Annotated in this window: 18 protein-coding genes; 1 reads left to right on the top strand and 17 read right to left on the bottom strand. The window is 40.9% G+C overall.

Translation table 11 applies throughout. The features are described 5' to 3' along the window. Positions 1-75 precede the first annotated feature (75 nt). From ACVC7R_RS04075 to hisS, 12 genes are all read right to left on the bottom strand, one after another. Positions 76-1,017 carry a YitT family protein gene (locus ACVC7R_RS04075; protein ID WP_447263658.1) on the bottom strand — a complete coding sequence of 314 codons (942 nt, stop codon included), beginning with the start codon at positions 1,015-1,017 and terminating at the stop codon, positions 76-78. After that, positions 995-2,758, bottom strand: a complete 1,764-nt coding sequence (gene aspS, locus ACVC7R_RS04070) for an aspartate--tRNA ligase (protein WP_447263657.1) — start codon at positions 2,756-2,758, stop codon at positions 995-997. Before aspS ends, ACVC7R_RS04075 begins: the two co-directional genes overlap by 23 nt. A gap of 137 nt (positions 2,759-2,895) precedes the next feature. Further along, on the bottom strand, positions 2,896-3,111 hold the full coding sequence (locus ACVC7R_RS04065) for a hypothetical protein (RefSeq protein WP_447263656.1): 216 nt from the start codon (positions 3,109-3,111) through the stop codon (positions 2,896-2,898). A gap of 18 nt (positions 3,112-3,129) precedes the next feature. Beyond that, positions 3,130-3,771: a CPBP family intramembrane glutamic endopeptidase gene (locus ACVC7R_RS04060; RefSeq protein ID WP_447263655.1), complete on the bottom strand. Its 642-nt coding sequence runs from the start codon at positions 3,769-3,771 to the stop codon at positions 3,130-3,132. Positions 3,772-3,780: 9 nt separating this feature from the next. After that, positions 3,781-4,482, bottom strand: coding sequence for a DUF3169 family protein (locus tag ACVC7R_RS04055; protein ID WP_447263654.1), 702 nt, complete (start codon positions 4,480-4,482; stop codon positions 3,781-3,783). Between the two features lie 14 nt (positions 4,483-4,496). Next, the gene (locus ACVC7R_RS04050) at positions 4,497-4,847 is read right to left on the bottom strand and encodes a PspC domain-containing protein (protein ID WP_447263653.1); all 351 of its coding nucleotides are present in this window, start codon (positions 4,845-4,847) and stop codon (positions 4,497-4,499) included. After that, complete coding sequence (locus ACVC7R_RS04045; protein WP_001046116.1) at positions 4,844-5,047, bottom strand: hypothetical protein; 204 nt, start codon at positions 5,045-5,047, stop codon at positions 4,844-4,846. The genes ACVC7R_RS04050 and ACVC7R_RS04045 overlap by 4 nt, the downstream gene beginning before the upstream one ends. Continuing rightward, entirely contained in the window at positions 5,047-5,250 is a 204-nt protein-coding gene (locus ACVC7R_RS04040; protein WP_000916944.1) for a helix-turn-helix transcriptional regulator, read from the bottom strand. The genes ACVC7R_RS04045 and ACVC7R_RS04040 overlap by 1 nt, the downstream gene beginning before the upstream one ends. Before the next feature lie 162 nt (positions 5,251-5,412). Beyond that, positions 5,413-8,376, bottom strand: coding sequence for a glycosyltransferase PgfM1 (pgfM1, locus tag ACVC7R_RS04035; protein ID WP_447263652.1), 2,964 nt, complete (start codon positions 8,374-8,376; stop codon positions 5,413-5,415). 22 nt (positions 8,377-8,398) lie between these two features. Beyond that, complete coding sequence (pgfS, locus tag ACVC7R_RS04030) at positions 8,399-9,358, bottom strand: glycosyltransferase PgfS (protein ID WP_447263651.1); 960 nt, start codon at positions 9,356-9,358, stop codon at positions 8,399-8,401. 70 nt (positions 9,359-9,428) lie between these two features. After that, on the bottom strand, positions 9,429-10,820 hold the full coding sequence (locus tag ACVC7R_RS04025; protein WP_447263650.1) for an Ig-like domain-containing protein: 1,392 nt from the start codon (positions 10,818-10,820) through the stop codon (positions 9,429-9,431). A gap of 261 nt (positions 10,821-11,081) precedes the next feature. After that, positions 11,082-12,362 carry a histidine--tRNA ligase gene (gene hisS / locus ACVC7R_RS04020; protein ID WP_447263649.1) on the bottom strand — a complete coding sequence of 427 codons (1,281 nt, stop codon included), beginning with the start codon at positions 12,360-12,362 and terminating at the stop codon, positions 11,082-11,084. A 195-nt stretch (positions 12,363-12,557) separates the two neighbouring features. Between hisS and ACVC7R_RS04015 the strand changes: the two genes are divergently transcribed. Next, the gene (locus ACVC7R_RS04015) at positions 12,558-13,130 is read left to right on the top strand and encodes an MptD family putative ECF transporter S component (RefSeq protein WP_447263648.1); all 573 of its coding nucleotides are present in this window, start codon (positions 12,558-12,560) and stop codon (positions 13,128-13,130) included. Between the two features lie 20 nt (positions 13,131-13,150). Here the strand turns inward: ACVC7R_RS04015 and ACVC7R_RS04010 are convergent, their stop codons facing one another. The 5 genes from ACVC7R_RS04010 to ACVC7R_RS03990 all read right to left on the bottom strand — a co-directional run bounded on the left by ACVC7R_RS04010 (position 13,151) and on the right by ACVC7R_RS03990 (position 19,820). Then, on the bottom strand, positions 13,151-13,843 hold the full coding sequence (locus ACVC7R_RS04010) for a methionine ABC transporter permease (protein ID WP_447263647.1): 693 nt from the start codon (positions 13,841-13,843) through the stop codon (positions 13,151-13,153). Between the two features lies 1 nt (position 13,844). Continuing rightward, on the bottom strand, positions 13,845-14,906 hold the full coding sequence (locus tag ACVC7R_RS04005) for a methionine ABC transporter ATP-binding protein (protein WP_447263646.1): 1,062 nt from the start codon (positions 14,904-14,906) through the stop codon (positions 13,845-13,847). Beyond that, on the bottom strand, positions 14,899-16,272 hold the full coding sequence (locus tag ACVC7R_RS04000) for a M20 family metallopeptidase (RefSeq protein WP_447263645.1): 1,374 nt from the start codon (positions 16,270-16,272) through the stop codon (positions 14,899-14,901). Before ACVC7R_RS04000 ends, ACVC7R_RS04005 begins: the two co-directional genes overlap by 8 nt. 121 nt (positions 16,273-16,393) lie before the next feature. Next, positions 16,394-17,248 (bottom strand): MetQ/NlpA family ABC transporter substrate-binding protein, encoded by an 855-nt coding sequence (locus tag ACVC7R_RS03995; RefSeq protein WP_447263644.1) that lies wholly within the window; start codon positions 17,246-17,248, stop codon positions 16,394-16,396. Positions 17,249-17,432: 184 nt separating this feature from the next. Beyond that, positions 17,433-19,820 carry a hypothetical protein gene (locus ACVC7R_RS03990; RefSeq protein WP_447263643.1) on the bottom strand — a complete coding sequence of 796 codons (2,388 nt, stop codon included), beginning with the start codon at positions 19,818-19,820 and terminating at the stop codon, positions 17,433-17,435. Positions 19,821-19,936 lie beyond the last annotated feature (116 nt).

Here is a 19,936-nt window from a genome sequence, read left to right as displayed (position 1 = left end):
TAGAACTGACGAAGTCAGTAACACATATACGTCAAGGTGAAACTGACGTGGTTTGAATTTGATTTTCGAAGAGTATTAGTTTTCAACCTCCACAAATCGTCCTAGAATATGGACATTCTCTGAGACAGATACAAAGGCTGTTGGATCAACTTGCTTCATGATCAGTTTAAAATCATTGAACTCTGCACGAGTGATAACCGTAATCAAAACCGCCTTACGCTCGTGGTTATAAGTCCCTTCGGCATCATGAATCATAGTCGCACCACGATGCAATTTGTGATGAATTTTTTCAATGACTGCATCTGGATTGCTAGTGACTATCATGGCCTGCATGCGTTTTTGTTTGGTGAAAACTGCATCTGTTACACGACTTGAAACAAAAATCGTAATCATAGAATAGAGAGCATATTTCCAACCAAAGGTCAATCCTGCAATCAGCATGATTGTACCGTTCACCAAGAAAGAGATGCTTCCGACATTACGACCTGTTTTCTTACGAATGGTCAGACTGACAATATCCGTTCCACCGCTGGAAATGTTATGGCGTAGCGCAAATCCGATCCCCAGACCCATGACGACTCCCCCAAACAGGGCATTGATGATGGGATCTTCTGTTAAGACCACCACTGGCACAAACTGGATAAAGAGCGAGCTCATGGATACCGTGATAAAGGTAAAAATCGTGAACTTATGCCCAATCTGGCGCCAAGCTAAAATCATGAGTGGAATATTGATACAATAGAAAGCGACAGAGATCGGGATGTGGAAATGAAACCAGTAGTTACTAAGGCTTGAGATAATCTGTGCCAAACCTGTTGCTCCACTTGAATAAACATGTCCTGGTTGGAAGAAGAAATTGACGGCTACAGCTGATAAAAAACCATATACCAGAGAAGCAGAGATTTTTTCATCGTATTTTTCTTTAGAAATTCCTTGTAAGACACGTAAGATTTTTACGCGATGAGCAAAGCGACGCAAATAATAGTGCCACTTCTTAGTTTGTTTCGTTTGTTTCATCTTGTTCTACTTGTAGATTGAGTTCTTCTAGTTGTTTAAGAGCTACTGTTGATGGCGCCTGCGTCATCGGATCAGTCGCTTTGTTGTTCTTCGGAAAGGCAATGACTTCACGGATATTTTCTTCTCCTGCTAAGAGCATTACAAAACGGTCAAGTCCAATAGCCAAGCCCCCGTGTGGTGGGAATCCATAGTCCATAGCTTCCAAAAGGAAACCAAATTGGTCATTGGCTTCTTCAGCTGAGAATCCAAGAGCCTTGAACATACGTTCTTGGAGTTCTTTTTGGTTGATACGAAGGCTACCACCACCAAGCTCATAACCGTTCAAGACGATGTCATAGGCGATAGCACGAACCTTAGCCAAATCCCCTTCGAGTTCATGGGCAGTATCTGCCTGAGGAAGGGTAAATGGATGGTGAGCGCTCATATAACGGCCTTCTTCTTCAGACCATTCAAACATTGGCCAGTCAACAACCCAAAGGAAGTTAAACTTGTCGTTATCAATCAAGCCAAGTTCTTTTGCAATACGTCCACGAAGGGCACCCAGTGTTGCGTTAGCTACTTCAAGCGTATCAGCCACAAAGAGAACCAAGTCTTTGTCTTCAAGACCAAGCGCACTTGTTAAATCGTCTTGAATGGCAGTCAAGAACTTAGCAACTGGTCCGTTTAATTCGCCATCAACAACCTTGACCCAAGCAAGACCTTTGGCACCGTACTGTTTGGCTACTTCTGTCATCTTGTCGATGTCTTTACGTGAGTAGTTGTCTGCTGCGCCTTTAACGACGATGGCTTTAACTGCAGGAGCTTCTGAGAAGACTTTGAAATCAACACCCTTGACTACTTCTGTCAAGTCTTGAAGCAACATCTCAAAACGAGTATCAGGCTTGTCAGAGCCATAAAGAGCCATAGCATCATCGTACTTCATACGAGGAAATGGCAGTGTTACTTCGATCCCTTTGGTTTCCTTCATCACGCGCGCAATCAATCCTTCTGTGATATCTTGGATTTCTTGCTCAGTCAGGAATGAAGTTTCCAAGTCGACCTGGGTAAATTCAGGTTGGCGGTCACCGCGCAAGTCTTCATCACGGAAACATTTGACGATTTGATAGTAACGGTCAAATCCAGCATTCATCAACAATTGCTTAGTGATTTGTGGACTTTGAGGAAGTGCGTAAAAATGCCCTTTATTGACACGAGAAGGCACCAAATAGTCACGCGCCCCTTCTGGTGTTGACTTAGAAAGGAATGGTGTTTCCACATCGATAAATTCTAACTCATCCAAGTAGTTGCGGATAGAATGCGTTACCTTGGCACGCAATTTTAAGTTTTCCAACATCTCTGGACGACGAAGGTCAAGATAACGGTAGCGTAGACGCGTATCATCGTTTGCCTCAATGCCATCCTTGATTTCAAAAGGTGTTGTTTTGGCTGTGTTAAGCACCGTAAGAGCTGTTACATTTAGCTCAACTGCTCCAGTCGCCAATTTATCATTGGCCTGCTCACGTGCTGCAACCTGACCAGTCACCTCGATGACGTATTCACTACGAAGGCTTTCAGCCGTTGCCATCACCTCTGCCGATACTTTTTCAGGGTTGATAACCAATTGCATAATCCCTTCACGGTCACGAAGGTCGATAAAAATCAAGCCACCCAGGTCACGACGACGGGCAACCCAACCCTTCAAGGTAATTTCTTGTCCGATGTGTTCCTCACGAACACGACCAGCATACATACTGCGTTTCATTTCTTCTCTCCTCTTGTATTCTGTTACTATTTTACCATAAAAGCGCAGGCTCTTCATGAAAATCATCAGAAAAGTTGAGAGTTTCCTGCGATAAATGAAAAAATCCAGCAAAGTCTTTCGCTGGATTTGGGTTTTCTTTATTTTTTACGCTTTTCTGCAATCTCTTCTGTCTTCTTAGGTAGGACAATTTCTGTCACATAAGCCGTCGCAAATCGTATCAGTCCTGCGATAGGAGCAAAGATAACCGCTAGATTGTTATAAAAGAAATCTCCCTTAATGAAATAGACAAGTAGGCCGATGACAAAGAAGAGAAATACAGCCTGAATGACTGCTAATAATAGTACTCGCTTCATAATTTCCTCCTGAGTCTATTATAGCATCATTATCATCACAAATGAAATTAAATTATTTAAGGCATGCAATCCCATGCTATAAGCCAGACCACCCTTGCTAATATAAGCCAATCCCATGCTTAAACCAAGGGCACTATAGACTAGGAATTGTTGAGGACTAGTAGGGAAATGAACAAGCGCAAAAATAATAGTACTTACAAGAATAAAGAGAGCTGTCTGCTTGATGTTATCCTGTTGAGGGAAGACATAGCGTGCTAACATACCTCTAAAGGTTAATTCTTCTGTCAGAGGCGCAAAGACCACCACCATAAAGAAAGAGAAAAGAGGTTGATTATGAGTCAATTCTTCTACCATCTGTTGACTGACTGATGGATCATTTGGCAAAAAGAATTGAGCAACAATGGCAAGGGCCCATACCAAGGCAGGCAACCAGATGTATTTGTTAAGGGCTGTTTTTTCAATCGTAACGGTTCCTGTCTTATACCACTTGTAGGTAACGAAGGTGAAAATTCCTGCTAATAAGACATAAATTGGGACAGCAACAAATTCAGGCGCACCCATTTTCATGGCGGCTAAACCTACGCCCTGAATAAAACTATAGACCATAAGAAATGATAAGAAGGCAAGGCTATACCAGCCGATATTTTTAAGTGTTTTCATAAGTTTCTCCTATTTAAAATAACGTTTTGTTTTTCGCAATTGTGCCACATTCATGTACATATGGATGACAACTGCCACAAGCAGAGCCACCAACTGTACTTGCCCTAATACCATAGATAAAACTACTAAGACGACATAGATACCTGGAATGAGGAGCTGATTGATCTTGAACAAGATCAAGTAAGCTTCTTCCATTTCAGCCTGTTTTTCTCCCTCATCATAAGTATCGAGGTAGTCCAAAATTTCCTTGGGAGTCGCCATAACAGAAAGTTTGTAGTTACGAATCTTACTGGTGATTTTTAGGCAGTAAACACCCGCCCAGATACCCACAACTATCACCGATAAGGTTCCCAGTGATGGACCGAAGCTTCCTATATTTATAAGCAGACTGGATAGCATACTAATTTGGCAAACATTCCAAGCTACTGTACCATAATCTAAGAAGCGATACATGTCAAGGTAGTCTTGCTCATTTCCTTCATCCACTTCCTCTCTTTGATAGTTTTGATAAGCCTGATGGCTTTTTCTAGTGAAATAAAATGTTAAGGTTGCTGTAATCAGACCTAGCCCAAGAAAAATTAAGTACAAGGCAGAGATTACTTGCTCTTGACTGATTCCTAAAGGATTAACACCAAGGAAACCAGCAAGTATTCCTAATAAAACTCCTGCAAGAAAAAGCTTCAGTGCAAAAATGATTTGTTTCTTTTCCATATTTTAACCTCTTTCTAAAACAAGCCAGACAACCATTGACCAAAGACCTTACCTGATTCGAAGATAGCGGTCAAGCCTTCTGCTCCAAGTGACACCAAAAGCAAACAAACAACAACTAATAGAATAGCTTGATTTCTTGCTTTTTTCGCCCCATCCCCCAAGGGATCATTGCCAAGCCAACCTGCTAGATAGGCATAGAGCGTCATTGTTAGAATCCCGACCTCAGTCGAAGAGAGGAACAACAAGACTGTCACCAAACGAACGATATTGGTTTGGATGTTAAAATAATTTCCTATACCCGCACAAACACCTGCAAGTTCTTTGTGCTCAGTATCTACTTGAAAACCTGCTAAAAACTCTTTCATAATTTTTCTCCTTTTACAATCTCTTTAAACTTTATCTTTCTCTCTACCCATCTAAAGACTAATAGGAGAACGATGTTAATCCAGAAGAGGTATTTACTTTCAACAATTGTAAACCAACCAAATAGGCTTCCGATCATAGCCAAAAGATTAACGATAAACACAACTATAGATAGATAATAAATCACTTTATACTTGTTCATCACTCATCCTCCTCTAAGCGGAAAACCGACTCGACTGGCTCATGGAATATCTGAGCAATCTTCAGGGCAATGACGATGGATGGCGTGTACTCATCCCGCTCTAGCAAACTAATGGTTTGCCTGGACACACCTGCTAGTTTGGCCAGTTCAGTTTGATTGAGGCCATCGCGAGCTCGAAGCTCTTTTAGACGATTTTTTAGCATGTCTTGACTCCTTTGTTCTTAACTTGATTTCATTGTAACACATCTTTTTATTTTTGACAAGCATATTTGTCAAAAAGTTTAAGATTTTTGTCATTTTGCAAAAGAAAACAGTCAGGAGTGGTATCCTGACCGTATTTTTTCTTATATTTGATAGAAGATTGTTTACTCGGCTGACGCAGCGTCTTGACTTTCTTTCAACTGCTTTTTATCATCCTTTTTGTAATCTTTTCTGACAATATAAAGCGTTGATAGGCTGATTAGAGTCAAAATAGCGCCTGTAATCGTCCCTTTTTGAGAGAAGGTAAATTCTACTTTGTGTTGTCCAGAAGTAATCGGGAAGGAAATAAAACTATTCCATGCTTTTGTCACTGGGACAGCCTTACCGTCCACTTTTACCTTCCAACCCTCACTATAAGGGATAGAAGTCATCATATATTTGCTGTCATCAGTAATATTCACGGAACCTACGATATGAGTGTTCGTGAATTTCTCAACTTGTAGTCCTTGTGCTTTTCGTTTTTCTAATGCACTTTGAATTTGACTGATTTCTGCACGATAAACCCCGGCGTTTGAAAGGTCAACCTTATCGGTTTTAAAGCGGAACTCAAGCACAGATTCTTGATTCTCCGCATTGTCTGCGATTTGCCATAGTTGACGTTGGGTATTTCTCTTGGAATGTGTAAACCACTTGCCATTTAGAAGGACGGAGTAATCTTTCTCTGAATTTAGACTTGCAGGTACAAAGAAATAGTAAGTCAAGTCTGTTCGCGGAGTAATTCGGTAGCGAACGATTGCATCCTTAGAAGAATCTACACGCTTGTAAACTGCGGTTCCTTTTTCTTTGTCGACATTTTCTTCTGTAAGATTTTCTGTTTCGACATCTCCATAGGCTAAAGGTTTGAAGTAGTCGAGGTAGTTTTCCTCGCCTTTTTTCACGCCTTCCATCGAGTTGAGTATGATATTTTGATTTTGAATTGCGTTGTTTCTGCCGAAGTTGATATTTCTTACCAAATCATTTGTTCCATAGGCTAATGGGAAAGAATTTGGATTTTCGTACACGATATAACGCTCATCCTCATAGACCTTCTTCGTGAAATAACGGTTCATATCAAAACGACTGGCAAAGCGAGTGAAATACATTCTCTCTGGATGAGCTTCTTTCTCAGTAGGATCCAGGTCTTTGACATCCATATAGTAACGAATACCGTATAAGGCATCTGTCAACAGAGTCCCATTTTCATACTCAGTTGCCGCATTAATCCCTATATCACCCATATAGGCAAATTGATCCATGGTAGTACGCTCTAAGCTTGAACTAAAGGTACTTAAACCTGGGTAGGAAACCAGTGATGGCACCGTTTTTGAATAGGCAAAGGTTGTTGCGATTCTATAAAATGGTTGATCTGCTTGTTTCTGAACATCATCTGTCACTTGTTTTACAGATACCGTCGCATCTACAAACTTGTCTACATCTGCATACCCAAAGGTCACTTGAGATAGATAGGCATTGTAGCCTAACTCAAAGATTGTTAGGGCAGACAAGGCAAGAATGGCTAATCTGGTCATTCTTGAGCGCAATAAGAATATAACTGCCAAGTAGACCAGCAAGGTTAATACAACCTGAGATAAGAAATATCCTGTTTGAAGAAGAATTCCTAAAAGAAGTACGATAGACCCAGCTATCAGTAGCGTGATTTTTTTCACTTTTGGAGCTTTACGAGATTGACTCCAATAGAGATAAGAGAAGACTACAGTGATAGCTATGAGTAAAATCCAAAACACAACAACATTCTTTGATAGGAACTGAGTCAGTGCTTCTGGCTGTGTTTTTGGAAGATAGGTGAATTTCTTTGTATAGAGATAAATTGCTGATAAAACCAGTAATACAGCTGAAAGTAGCTTCCCTTTGCGAGAAATTTCCACTTGTCCCTTAACTACTTGATAAGCTAAAACGAGCATAAAGAAAGAGAAAAGCCATGAGAAGCGGAAGAAGAATCCAGCTGGATTTTGCCCCATATGCCAGATTTTACTTACAAATTCATTGACAAAGGAAATGAGGAAGACAAGGGTGACCGCACCTGCAGCCCAACGTTTTTCCTTGGCTACCTGTTTCGATGTGAAGTAAAGGATAAAACCTAAAAATCCTAAAGCACCAATATAGATATTTGGAAGATTCGGCCCAGCCGACCAGCCTGAAGCAGTATCAAAGCCACCGATAGCCAACTTCGATAAGATATCTACGGGATTGATCTGAAAGGCGAAGGAGAACTTCATGGCATCTCCAACCTGCCCCTTACTCTCAAGGAGATTATAAAAGACTGGCACAATCAATACCGAAGCCGTCGCAACTCCAATGACAGAGAAGGCAAATGTTTTTACCAAAGGACTTAGGAAGTGTTTCAGTTTCTGCTTTAAATCTCCTTGGATAGAGAGACGTGGTGAACTATAATAGCAAGAGTATAGAACGATAAAAATCGAAATCATATAGCCCATATAGAACTGTAGAAAGACTGTTAGCCCTAGAATAAAAGCATAACGATAGGGTCTTCCACCATCCAAGAGTTCTTCCAGATAAACGATGACGAGCGGTAGCATAATCATGGCATCATAGAAAATAACGTTCATCTGATAGGAAACGAGCATCCCCGAAAGAGCATAGGCTGTTGAAAATAAAGGCACTAACCACAAACGTGACTCCGCTCCCTTATAACGCTTGATAAGGAAGTGAGAGAAAGAAAGGCCAATGGCTCCATATCTGAGCCAAATAGTTAGAAATACTGCTAAACCATAGTGTTTGAAAGGGATAAGAATATAAAAAATATTAAAAGGGCTCATCAAGTAATAGCCTAAAACCCCTATCATGTCTCCGCCGATCGATTTGGTAAAGGAATAAGTCAGGCTACTCAAATCACCTGTAAGGACCGCATTTTTAAGCAAGCCAAAAAAGCTGATATACTGCTGACCAAAGTCAACTGCCATCAGACTTTTGTTCCCAAAGGGATAGCTGCCCATAAAGAACCAAACAACCAACATGATGGTCATCGGTAGTAAGGTACTTATCGTATAAAGCAAGGCTTTGGGATGTTTTCCTTTCAACTCTTGCAATTGCATTAACCACTTATTCATGATTGATTTCTCCTATGTCATCTTAACCAATCTTATCTTTTTCAGCTTGGTCAATATTACTTTTCGCAATAATAAAGTGAGGACGTTGCTTCACTTCGTAGTAAATCTTCCCGATATACTCTCCAAGCACACCGATGAAAATCAGCTGCACACTGCTAAACAAGATAATCGCCGCTATTGTCGTGAAATAGCCACTCGTATAGTCGGAAGAAAAGATAAATTTGCAAAACTCATAAACAATATAGAGGAGAGACAGAGCCATACTGACAAAACCAAATTGGATACAAATTCGGAGCGGGCGATCATTAAATGAAATAATCCCCTGGAAAGCATAGTTCATAGACTTCTTAAAGCCGAATTTACTTTTTCCTGCTTTACGAACTTCATTTTTATAAGGGATGACCTTCTCTTTAAAACCAATCCACTCATAGAGCCCTTTATTAAATCGATTGTACTCTGGAAGTGAAACAAATACATCTACAGCTCTCTTGCTGAGGAGACGCAACTCAGACTTCCCGTCGGTCAATTTGACATCCATAGAATGGTTGGAGAATTTATAAAAACTACGAGCAAAGAAACTTCCTAGGAAAAATTCCCCTTCTCGACTTCTCTGACCACTGACGATATCGTAACCTTCCTTATATGCTTCTACAAAGAGAGGGATTAGGTAAGGCGGATGTTGCAAATCTCCATCCATCACCATGACTGCGTCACCAGTAGCATACTTAAAACCAGCAAGAATTCCACTCTCACGTCCAAAGTTTCTACTAAAGCTGATATATTTGACCCGTGGGTTTTCATTCGCAATAGCATCAATTAGCTCTAGAGTGCTATCGCTGCTCCCGTCATCTACATAAAGAATTTCATAATCAGACAGTTCTTCCGATAAAATCATACTATCTAACTGCTCAGAAATGGCTTTATGCGTTTGAGCTAGAACTAATTCTTCGTTTAAAAGAGTAATAAGAATTGATAGTTTCATCTATATGCTCCATTACTATTTACTTTTAAAAAAGGAGAGAACCGTGCTCTCTCCTCTCTAAAAACATTTATTAATTGTTAGAATATTTCCGTTTCAATACAAGAGTTCCTGCTAGAATAAGGATACCCACAAGGACTAAACCTGTCCCTATATTTTCACCCGTTTTAGGAAGTTCATTTCCTCGTTTTGGATTATTTTCAGTAGTTTTCTGAGATCCTTCTGTTGTTGAAACTGTAGTTGGTGTTTCGGTTGTCGTTGAAGTCGTTGTTGGAGCTTCAGTTGTTGTTGAAGTCGTTGTTGGGGCTTCAGTTGTCGTTGAAGTCGTTGTTGGAGCTTCAGTTGTCGTTGAAGTCGTTGTTGGGGCTTCAGTTGTTGTTGAAGTCGTTGTTGGAGCTTCAGTTGTCGTTGAAGTCGTTGTTGGAGCTTCAGTTGTCGTTGAAGTCGTTGTTGGAGCTTCAGTTGTTGTCTGATCTCCACTACCTGTACCTGAAGCTGCTTCTAGTCGTGTTAAAGCATTAACTGAACGGGGTTTTTCAAAGTTACTTGCTGACCATTCAATGTCATTAGCAACTTTAGCACCTTTAGGAAGTGGTGAGGTCAATTCAGTTGTATACTCAATGTACATCGCCCAGTTCCAGTTATCTCCAAAGTTGATGGTAAATCCTGTGATTTTACCATCAGCATTTCTAGTGAACTCTGCTTTTTTAGTAAAGTTATCAGTCGGTTCCAATTTAAGAAGCGCCGCTTCATTTTGAATTTTCTCTGGTTGAGTTGCATAACGAACCGCACGGAGTGAGCCTTCTACCAAAACTTGTCCGCTATCACTAAAGTCATCTTTAATAACCATGTTATTCAATTTATCCTGAACAGCATTCAAAACAACACGCCACTTGATACGGTTAGGATTAGATTGGTCTTGGTATCCATATTTCATTTCGTAATCACCAACCTCACTATCATCCTTCTTATAGTTAAGCGTGAAGGTTTCAGTGCCGTATTTAAAAGTGTATTTACCTGTATCCGTTAAGTTTGTTGTATTTGGGCGAACAGAATATTTCAAAGTCATAACTTTATCTTTGTAATTCTTAGAAAAATAATCTGTAAATGTAATCGTTACTTTTTGAGTACTTGGATCAGTCACTGCATTACCAATAACTTCACCACTACTATGTGTAATTGGAAACTCTAGTTTAGTAATCAAACCCAACTCTTTAGGAAGGTCAAGCACCAGTACATCGCCTTCGTTAATTTGTTGAGTATCTGGGAAAGAAATGTTATTGGTCGCTTCCATGACTTTACCCGTAAGAATTTGGGTGTCGGCTGTTAAAGGTTGCCCATTAAGAGTGATTGTCGATTTATTTGTATAATCTTTTACATCTGTAGCAAAAACTGTTGTAAGAACAGTCAAAGATAGTACAAGAACACCTAAAAATGCTAACAGGCGCATTGCATTTCTTTTCATATTTATATTTGCTCCTTTGTTTTATCAAGGATATCATAGCATTTTTTCGGATATATTTCAAGAATTTCTAACTAATTTCAGGAGAACATTCGGTTTTTGGTATAATATTTATCCTCTGACACCATTTATTTGGCTTAAAGCATCGGATTTTATAGAGGCAAGCCAACCATTTTTTACTTGTATATCTCTATTACATACCAATCCCATGGGAAACTAATACTTCAAAAAGCCAGGATTTTCTCCCGGCTCATTATGCTACTATTAATATCCTAGTTTTTCAAAGATTTCTGAGAAATTTTGACAGATAGCATCAAGTGAAACTTCTACTTCTTCTCGAGTTTGGTTGTTCTTAACCTTGACTTGTCCGCTTTCGACTTCACTCTCTCCCAGAGTGATAAGAGTCTTAGCTCCAAAAACATCTGCTGACTTGAACTGAGCTTTGAGCTTGCGGTTGAGGTAATCACGCTCTGCCTTGAAACCTTGCTGACGAAGAGCTTGTACTAACTCCAAGGCTTTGAGATTAGCACCTTCACCTAGAACAGCAATATAGACGTCTAGTGCGTTTTCAATAGGAAGTGCTACACCTTGTTTTTCGAGGACTAGAAGAAGACGCTCTACACCAAGTCCAAAACCAAATCCAGCAGTTTCAGGACCACCGAAGTAAGCAACTAAGCCATCGTAGCGACCACCTGCACAGACTGTCAAGTCATTGCCCTCGATTTCTGTGATAAACTCAAAAATGGTGTGGTTGTAGTAGTCCAGACCACGCACCATATTGGTATCGATGATGTAGTCTACTCCAAGGCTTTCCAACATCTGACGAACAGCATCAAAGTGAGTTTGGCTTTCTTCATCTAGGTAATCCAAAATAGATGGTGCATTCTCTACTGCTACCTTGTCTTCTTTTTCCTTCGAGTCCAAGACACGAAGAGGATTTTCCTCCAAACGACGTTGGCTATCCTTAGACAAACTATCTTTGAGTGGAGTTAAGTAGTCAATCAAGGCTTGACGGTAGGCCGCACGACTCTCAGGATTTCCGAGTGTGTTGAGGTGTAGTTTGACACCTTGAATCCCGATTGCTTTCAAGAAGTGAGCTGCCATAGCGATTGTTTCTACATCGGTAGCTGGATTGCTAGAGCCAAAGCACTCCACACCAATCTGGTGGAATTGACGTAATCGACCTGCCTGTGGACGCTCATAACGGAACATTGGCCCCATGTAGTAGAACTTGCTTGGTTTTTGAACTTCTGGTGCAAAGAGTTTGTTTTCTACATAAGAACGAACAACTGGAGCAGTTCCTTCTGGACGAAGGGTAATATGACGGTCTCCCTTGTCGTAAAAATCGTACATTTCCTTGGTTACGATATCCGTTGTATCCCCGACAGAACGACTGATGACTTCGTAGTGTTCAAAAATAGGGGTGCGCACTTCTGCATAGTTGTAGCGTTTGAAAATTTCACGGGCAAAGCCTTCAACGTACTGCCATTTGGCAGACTCAGCAGGTAAAATATCCTGCGTTCCTTTTGGTTTTTGTAATTTCATAGGGAATCCTCTTTCTAACTTAATAGTCCTATTTTACCATAAATGAAGGGATTGGGACAGTGAGAGGAGTAAAGAAATAGCTTTAGCCATGCACAATTTTCATCATTTTCTCCCAAATAGCTGATTTCAACTAGCATTTACAATCTGAGTCAGGCATGATACAATGAATAACATCAGATATACGAAGGAGAACTTATGAAAAAGAATATCTTGACAACCCTTGTAGCCGCTCTTGCCTACTTTCTCTGTATCGGAGTGGGTGTTCTACTAGGGAGCCTTGTCGATCACACTGGAAATATGTTTTACGCCCCTGCCTTTGCTGCCCTTGTGGGCGGTAGCGTCTATATGATCCTTTTAACAAAGGTTCCTCGTTTTGGAGCGATTACTACGATTGGACTCGTTATTTCTCTCTTTTTCCTCGGGAGCAAGCATGGCGCTGGAGCCTTTCTCCCAGGAATTATCTGCGGTCTTGCAGCAGATGGTATCGCTCACTTAGGTCACTATAAAGATAAGGTCAAGAATCTTCTTTCTTTCCTAGTTTTTGCTTTTGGTACTACTGGTCCTATCCTACTCATGTGGTTGACCCCTCAAGCCTATATCGCAACTCTAGTCGCTCGTGGAAAATCTCAGGACTATATCAATCGCATCATGGTTGCACCAAATCCTGGTAATATCCTACTCTTTATCGCAAGCGTCCTTATCGGTGCTTTGCTTGGCGCACTGATTGGACAAGCATTGAGTAAAAAATTACTTCATAAAGCATCATAAAAAGAGCCTTTGGCTCTTTTTTATTTATGACTTAATTTCTTGGTCAAGAAGTCTCCCAAGAATTGGATAGAAAAGATAATCAGGATAATGATGAGCGTCGCAAGGACTGTCACATCGTGATTGTAGCGGTTAAATCCATAGGCAATCGCCACGTTACCGATACCACCTGCTCCGACTGCTCCCGCCATAGCTGTTTCACCGACTAGTGAGATCAAGGTCACAGTTGTCACACGAATCAAGTCTGGTAGACCTTCTGATAAGTAAACTCCTACAATGTCCCAGAATGTAGCTCCACTGGCTTGAGCAGCCTCAATCACCCCGCTATCCAGCTCTGCCAAAACCACCTGCACCTGACGGGCAAAGAAGGCAAAGACTGCAAAAGATAGCGGTACGATAGCCGCATTTGGTCCGATACTTGTCCCTACGATGAGATGAGAGAAGGGTGACAAGACAGCCAAGAGAATGATAAATGGCACCGCACGGAAAATAGAGGTAATCTTATCCAAAATCCAGAAGACAACCTTATTCTCCAAGACACCACCTGGCGCTGTCAAGACAAGGAAAAGCCCTGCAACCAGCCCTAGGAAACCTCCGATGATAAAGGAAAGAACCGTCATATAAAGGGTCAAGTAGATTGCTGTTCCCCAGCCAGCTTGACCAGACCAACCCATCTTGTAGACGTTTGGTAAGTAAGATTTAATTAATTCTGCCATCTTACTGTCCTCCCTTCAATACTTTTAGTTGCACACCAGCCTGACGGATGGCCTCTTGAGCGCTTGCCAAGGCTTCTTTTTCTCCAGATAAGACAACCACAAGCTCACCTACCGGAGTACCATCCAAAATTTCAATGTTTCCATAAAGGATATTGGCTGTGACTTGATAATGTTTGTATAATTCATTCAAAAGTGGCTCATCTGTAGAAGCTCCGGCATACTTGAGTTGCACCAAGAGGCTATTCTCAGATAGGTGTTCCACAATTTCCTGCTGCTCGATTTTGCCCATGGCTTCATCAATTCCGGTAGCTGTCGAGATGAAGTCTTGCGTCAACGGTTGTTTGGGGTCTGAGAAGATCTCAAGCACGCTACCTTCTTCAATCAGACGCCCATCCTGCATCACCGCTACACGGTTCGCAATGTCTTTGACAATTTGCATTTCGTGCGTGATTAAGACAATGGTCAAGCCTAATTTTTGATTTAAATCTTTAAGCAAAGCTAAAATCTGCTTGGTTGTCTTCGGATCAAGAGCCGACGTTGACTCGTCTGAAATCAAAATTTTCGGATCGTTGGCCAAGGCACGCGCAATAGCTACACGTTGTTTTTGCCCACCAGAAAGTTGTGAAGGGTAGCTTTCAGCACGGTCTGCAAGACCAACCAAGTCAAGTAGTTTAGCTACTTTAGCCTTCTTTTCTTCCTTGCTGAGTCCAGAGTGTTTGAGAGCAAAGGCTACATTTTCCTCGGCCGTTTTTTGACTCATCAGGTTGAAATGCTGGAAAATCATCCCAATATCTTGACGTTTGCGACGTAATTGCTCAGCAGTTAAAGTTTCTTTTCCATCAAAAATCACATCATCATCAATGGTAATTCTACCTGCAGATGGTTTTTGCAAAAGGTTGATAACACGAACCAAGGTTGATTTCCCTGCTCCAGAATATCCAACGATTCCGTAGATATCCCCTTCTTGGATGTGAATGGTCACATCCTTGACCGCTGTGATGGTTCTTTTCTTTTGATGAAAAGTCACATCGATTTGATCTAACTTGATAATATCTCTACTCATAGCTTCTAATCAGCTCCTCTACTAATTCAATATGGGTGTAATAGTCTGCGATTCGCACGTTTTCATCTCCACCGTGGTCTCGGCTGTTGGCATTTCCTAGACCAAAAGCGACCATAGGTACTTCCAAGGCATCGAATACTGTATGCATAGGACCTGTCCCAGCCGTTGTCGGCAAAACAGATACGCCCTGTGGATAGAATTTCTTGGCCAGCTCAATGACATTGAGAATGGCTGGTGCGCTCATATCACTTCGATAGCTCATCTCACCCAAAGTATAGTACAATTCTACCTTATTAAAGCCGTTTTTGTCTAGTTGTTTTCGGATTTTCTCCAAAACATCATGAGGTTCTAGACCAGGAACCAAGCGAACTTCTAGCTTGGCACTAGCTTCTGCAGGCAAAATCGTTTTGACTCCTTGTCCTTGATATCCTGATTGGATTCCTTCGATATTGAGAGCTGGTTCAAAGAAAAATCGTTTTAGAAAAGCGGTACGTTCCTCTTGTAACAGTGGTAATTCCAAACCATAAATCTGGCTGATTTCCTCTGGATTACGTTGAGCATAGGTTTCAACCAAGGCCAACTCGCGTTCGTTCGGCTCCTGCACATCATCGTACAAACCTTCTACCAAAATACGGCCATCCGCAGCGCGAAGACTAGTCAAAGCTTGGATTAGATACCATGGAGCCGACTCGATGACTCCTCCATAGCTAGAGTGGATATCCACATCGGCACTCTTGATCTTGGCATCAAAGGTTACAATTCCTTTATTTCCACCTGAGATTTCTAACTGCTCTAAGGCATTTTTGGTTCCTTGTTCCCAGACTAATAAATCTGCACCTCGGAGCTTATCAGCGTGCTTTTCTAGATATTTATCCAAATCAACAGAGGCTGATTCCTCTGCCCCTTCCATGATGAAGCTGATGTTAACAGGGAGATCGTCATGATCTTGCATATATTTTCTCAGCGCACTGAGTCGTGCAGTGATATGCCCCTTATCATCATCGACCCCTCGTCCGTACATAATACCATCGCGAACAGAAAGCGTGAAAGGATCCTCTGTCCAGACTTGGTCACCATCTGCTGGCACCGTATCATAGTGGTTGTAGAAAATGATAGTCTTGGCATCTGGTCGTGAACTCTTGAAATGCGCCATGACAAAAGGTGCCGTGTAGCTCTCATCAATCTCGACTTCAGCCCCTACACGCTTGAAAATCTCTCCCAGATAACGAGCAACTTCTTTAAGACCAACTTGCTGAGCAAAAACTGATTTCTTAGAAATCAGAGTCCGCAAAACTTCAAAGTAATGCTGGGCTACATGATCCTTTTCAAATTTATCAATTTGTTCTTGTGGGCTAGAAAAAACCATTTTCTCTCTACCTTTCTACCGAGGACTAGTATCCTTGGGACAACTACAAACTCGTCTTCATAATTAAGACTTTATACAAAAGCAAGAGGTGGAAAAAATATCTCCCACCTCCCTATGTTTATTACCAAACTGGTTGATCCAAGCCGTCTGAAGTTTCTTCGATGACTTTTTTCACTTCGTCAGTGTGGTAAGCTGCGATAATTTTCTTGATTGCATCAGCTTTAGGTGATGATTCCCAATCTTTTTTCGCAACGATGATGTTATACCATTGTTTTGAGTTTTCGTCAGCTTGCTCTTTAAAGAGTGCTTTCTTGTAGTCCAATTTTGCTTCTGTAACAAAAGAGTTGTTTACAACAGCCGCATCAACTGATGTCAATGAACGAGCTGTTTGGCTAGCGTCCAATTCAGTGATTTTCAAGTTCTTTGGATTTTCTGTGATGTTTGCGATTGTAGCAAGTGCAGTTCCTGAAACATCCAATTTAATCAAACCAGCTGATTGAAGCAAGTAAAGGGCACGGCTTTCGTTTGTAGCATCGTTAGGTACTGCGATTTCACCGTTTGCTGGGATGTCTTCGACTTTAGTGTACTTGTTTTCACTTCCGTTTAAACCTGAGTAAAGGCGGATTGGTGAGATATAAGTATCTGCAATCGCTACAAGATCTTTACCGTTTTCTTTGTTCCAGTTGTTCAAGAAATTGTAGTGTTGGAAAGCGTTCAAGTCTACTTCACCATCAGCAGTTGCTTTGTTTGGTTGTGAGTAGTCTGTAAACTCTGTGAATTCCAATTTAATTCCGTCTTTTTCAACTAATTCTTGGATTTTATCCCAACGTGCTGCTTCTGAACCACTACGGTTTACAGTTGCGATTTTAACTGTAGTTGTATTGTCTGCTTTCTTGTCTGAATTTCCGCAAGCTGCAAGTGTAAGGCCTGCTACTGTAGCAATCGCTGCTACGCTTAACCATTTTTTGATTTTCATGATTCTTTCTCCTTTAAAAATAATACCGTAATAGTATCTCATACTTTGTTTGATTTCGCAAATTGTTATTAGATAGACAGACATATAGTTTGAAACTATACATATTAAGCGAATATTAAATCATATTTACTTCTCCTCCACACAAAAAAGCCATCTAGCTGCTCGCTAGATAGCCTTTTAAGAATTATTTGCCTTGTCTTCTGCGTCGTGTCGCGATGCCTGCTAAGCCGAGACTAGCGAGCAAGCTGAATCCACCCAACAAGGCCATTTGGCTTTCCACACTTGAGTTAGTTCCTGTGTTTGGCAAGCCTTTGCCATCTGCTTTTGGAACTACCACTTCTTTTTTTCCTGGCTTAGCAGTTGCTAGACCTTGAGGTTTTGCAGTTGCTTGTTCGAGAGTGCGAATATCAAATTCTGGGAGTTGTTCCTGAATTGGAGAATCTTTTGGCAAGCCAACCAAGACTCCATTTTTTTCAAACACTTTCAACATATTTTCAGCTTCAAGCGCAGCTAACAAACCTTCTTGTTTAGATTTAGCTTCTGCCAAAGCTTTTTGAGCAACTCTCATTTCAAGCTCTGCTTGCTCAGCAACTTTGTGTGCAGTTGCTTTTTCAGCTTCAGCTTGTTTCAAAGTTGCTTCCAAGCTTGCCAATTGACCCTTCAATGCCAAAGCTTCTGTACGTTTAGCCTCTGCTTTGTTAACGACCGCAGTCAACTCTGTTACCTTAGCTTGCAAGGCTTTTAGGGTTTGACTTGCCTTGTCCGCTGCTTGTGCTTTTGCAGCAGCTAATTCAGATTTCGCTTGCGCATCAGCAGTCAAAGATGCCAAATCAGATTTCGCTTGATCTAGATCCTTTTTAGCTTGTTCACGACTATTTTCTAAATTATTTGCTTGTTTATTTAATTCAGCCAAGCGTGCCAACAAGTCTGATTTTTTATTTTCAGCTTCAGATTTTCGTGCATCTTGCTCAGCTTTTGCTGCTTGTAAGGATGCAAGTGCTGCCTTAATATCACCTGATTTATCAATCACTGTTTTTTCAACATACACAAAGTGATGTTCTGGCAAGAACTTCATCCGTTTACCATAGAATGTCGGATGTAATGGATCATCTTCTTTAAAGTTATCGTAGTGAGATTTGTATTCGGCTGCGGTTTCGTCTCCATATGGAACAGTCTCAAATGCATGATAAACGCTATTAGGATCTTTCCCTTCGACAGTTCCCTGGGCTATCCCTGCTCTCCCTCCAACGGGTACAAGAAGAACTCTACGGTGTCCATAGTTTCTTCCAAAGATATTATGAAAGTCTGAATACCAATCCAAGAGATATTCATAAGCAAATTCTTTATAGCTTATTATCTTATCATAATAATAAACTGTCTGACCATTTTTATTTTCCACCAATTTTGGTCCGCCATCGGTTCTAGGTTGTAGATCTAATCTTCCAACATTTTCTGCAAAAAAATCTTCTCCATCTGGGTGTGGTATTTTGGTATCATGGTTTAGAATCCCATTGTTAGCCATTTCATTCGCACGAGCCTCTGCATTTTTAAGGTAAGTTTCGTCAAGGACAAAGTCTCTTGTAACTCCATTCGCACGACGGAGTTCATTAACTAGCTCAAGGAAAGCTTCTGTTAATTTGTGGTTATCCACAACAAATTTATAAACTGGTCTTGGTTTATTTTTGCGATTGACCGCATCATAAGGGTTTGCATTATAATCAGCCAGCGCCTTGGTAAAGCGTTTCATTTCTTCAGTTGCTTCAATTTCGACCTCACGAACACCTTGGAAGGCAACATTTTCCATTTCATAGTTACCTGCGGCGTCTCTAGGGCGATATTTTTTGTTATAGTCATAATCATCCTCAGATGCTGGGGCTGTATGACCCTGTTCTTCTGGATTCAAGACATTTTTCAAAACTGTTGGTTTGTAATTGTCGAGCTCTTGTTGTTTAGCAGCTACCTTATCTGCAGCCTCGTTCGCTTTTTTAGTCTCTGCTTGAAGGACTTGATCTGCAACTCCAATCTCTTTCTCTGTTTTAGAGATTTGAGTTTGGATACCTGCATCCGTCATACCATCTAGTTCAGCTTGTTTTTCTTTTACCTCTGCTGCTTTAGCGTCACGCTTTTCATTGGCAGATTGGCTGGCTTCCTTGGCTACTTTTGCTGCTTCTTGTGCTTCAGCATCTGTTGACTGAGCCTCTGATAATGCTTTTTCAGCTTCTGATTTTTCAGTACCCTTCTCAGCTACAACCTTGCCTTGCTCTTCTGCGATAGCATCAGCGTTTTTAGAAACCTTGATAGCATCTTTAGTTTCAGCTACTTTTTGATCAGCCTTAGCCTCTTGCTTCTTAGCCTCTGCATCTTTTGCTGCTTTGGCATCAAGGTTTTCTTGAGCCTTTTTAACTTCCTTCTGTGCTTCTGTAATTTGATTTTCAGAAACGGATGGATTTACAACTGCTTTTTCTTTAGTGTCTACTGGTGCCTCATTAGCTTGAACTTCTTGATTGAGAGTCGTTACTGCCAAAAGGGCAGTTGCTAGAGATAGTGACGAAATAATTTTTTTGTATTTCATAATAACTCCTTTAAATATATTTTCTACTATTATATCGCAATAAGAAATCGCTGTCAAAAGATAGCCGGCTATTCTTGAAGGCTTTTTACTATGTTTTCAAAAAATATCCCTGCCTT

Source organism: Streptococcus sp. Z554, from assembly GCF_053010305.1.
This window is presented reverse-complemented; position numbering and strand designations above follow the sequence as displayed.

Coding starts and splice junctions, on each gene's coding strand:
- ACVC7R_RS04075 (WP_447263658.1), bottom strand. CDS start 1,017: ATGAAACAAACGAAACAAACTAAGAAGTGGCACTATTATTTGCGTCGC.
- aspS (WP_447263657.1), bottom strand. CDS start 2,758: ATGAAACGCAGTATGTATGCTGGTCGTGTTCGTGAGGAACACATCGGA.
- ACVC7R_RS04065 (WP_447263656.1), bottom strand. CDS start 3,111: ATGAAGCGAGTACTATTATTAGCAGTCATTCAGGCTGTATTTCTCTTC.
- ACVC7R_RS04060 (WP_447263655.1), bottom strand. CDS start 3,771: ATGAAAACACTTAAAAATATCGGCTGGTATAGCCTTGCCTTCTTATCA.
- ACVC7R_RS04055 (WP_447263654.1), bottom strand. CDS start 4,482: ATGGAAAAGAAACAAATCATTTTTGCACTGAAGCTTTTTCTTGCAGGA.
- ACVC7R_RS04050 (WP_447263653.1), bottom strand. CDS start 4,847: ATGAAAGAGTTTTTAGCAGGTTTTCAAGTAGATACTGAGCACAAAGAA.
- ACVC7R_RS04045 (WP_001046116.1), bottom strand. CDS start 5,047: ATGAACAAGTATAAAGTGATTTATTATCTATCTATAGTTGTGTTTATC.
- ACVC7R_RS04040 (WP_000916944.1), bottom strand. CDS start 5,250: ATGCTAAAAAATCGTCTAAAAGAGCTTCGAGCTCGCGATGGCCTCAAT.
- pgfM1 (WP_447263652.1), bottom strand. CDS start 8,376: ATGAATAAGTGGTTAATGCAATTGCAAGAGTTGAAAGGAAAACATCCC.
- pgfS (WP_447263651.1), bottom strand. CDS start 9,358: ATGAAACTATCAATTCTTATTACTCTTTTAAACGAAGAATTAGTTCTA.
- ACVC7R_RS04025 (WP_447263650.1), bottom strand. CDS start 10,820: ATGAAAAGAAATGCAATGCGCCTGTTAGCATTTTTAGGTGTTCTTGTA.
- hisS (WP_447263649.1), bottom strand. CDS start 12,362: ATGAAATTACAAAAACCAAAAGGAACGCAGGATATTTTACCTGCTGAG.
- ACVC7R_RS04015 (WP_447263648.1), top strand. CDS start 12,558: ATGAAAAAGAATATCTTGACAACCCTTGTAGCCGCTCTTGCCTACTTT.
- ACVC7R_RS04010 (WP_447263647.1), bottom strand. CDS start 13,843: ATGGCAGAATTAATTAAATCTTACTTACCAAACGTCTACAAGATGGGT.
- ACVC7R_RS04005 (WP_447263646.1), bottom strand. CDS start 14,906: ATGAGTAGAGATATTATCAAGTTAGATCAAATCGATGTGACTTTTCAT.
- ACVC7R_RS04000 (WP_447263645.1), bottom strand. CDS start 16,272: ATGGTTTTTTCTAGCCCACAAGAACAAATTGATAAATTTGAAAAGGAT.
- ACVC7R_RS03995 (WP_447263644.1), bottom strand. CDS start 17,248: ATGAAAATCAAAAAATGGTTAAGCGTAGCAGCGATTGCTACAGTAGCA.
- ACVC7R_RS03990 (WP_447263643.1), bottom strand. CDS start 19,820: ATGAAATACAAAAAAATTATTTCGTCACTATCTCTAGCAACTGCCCTT.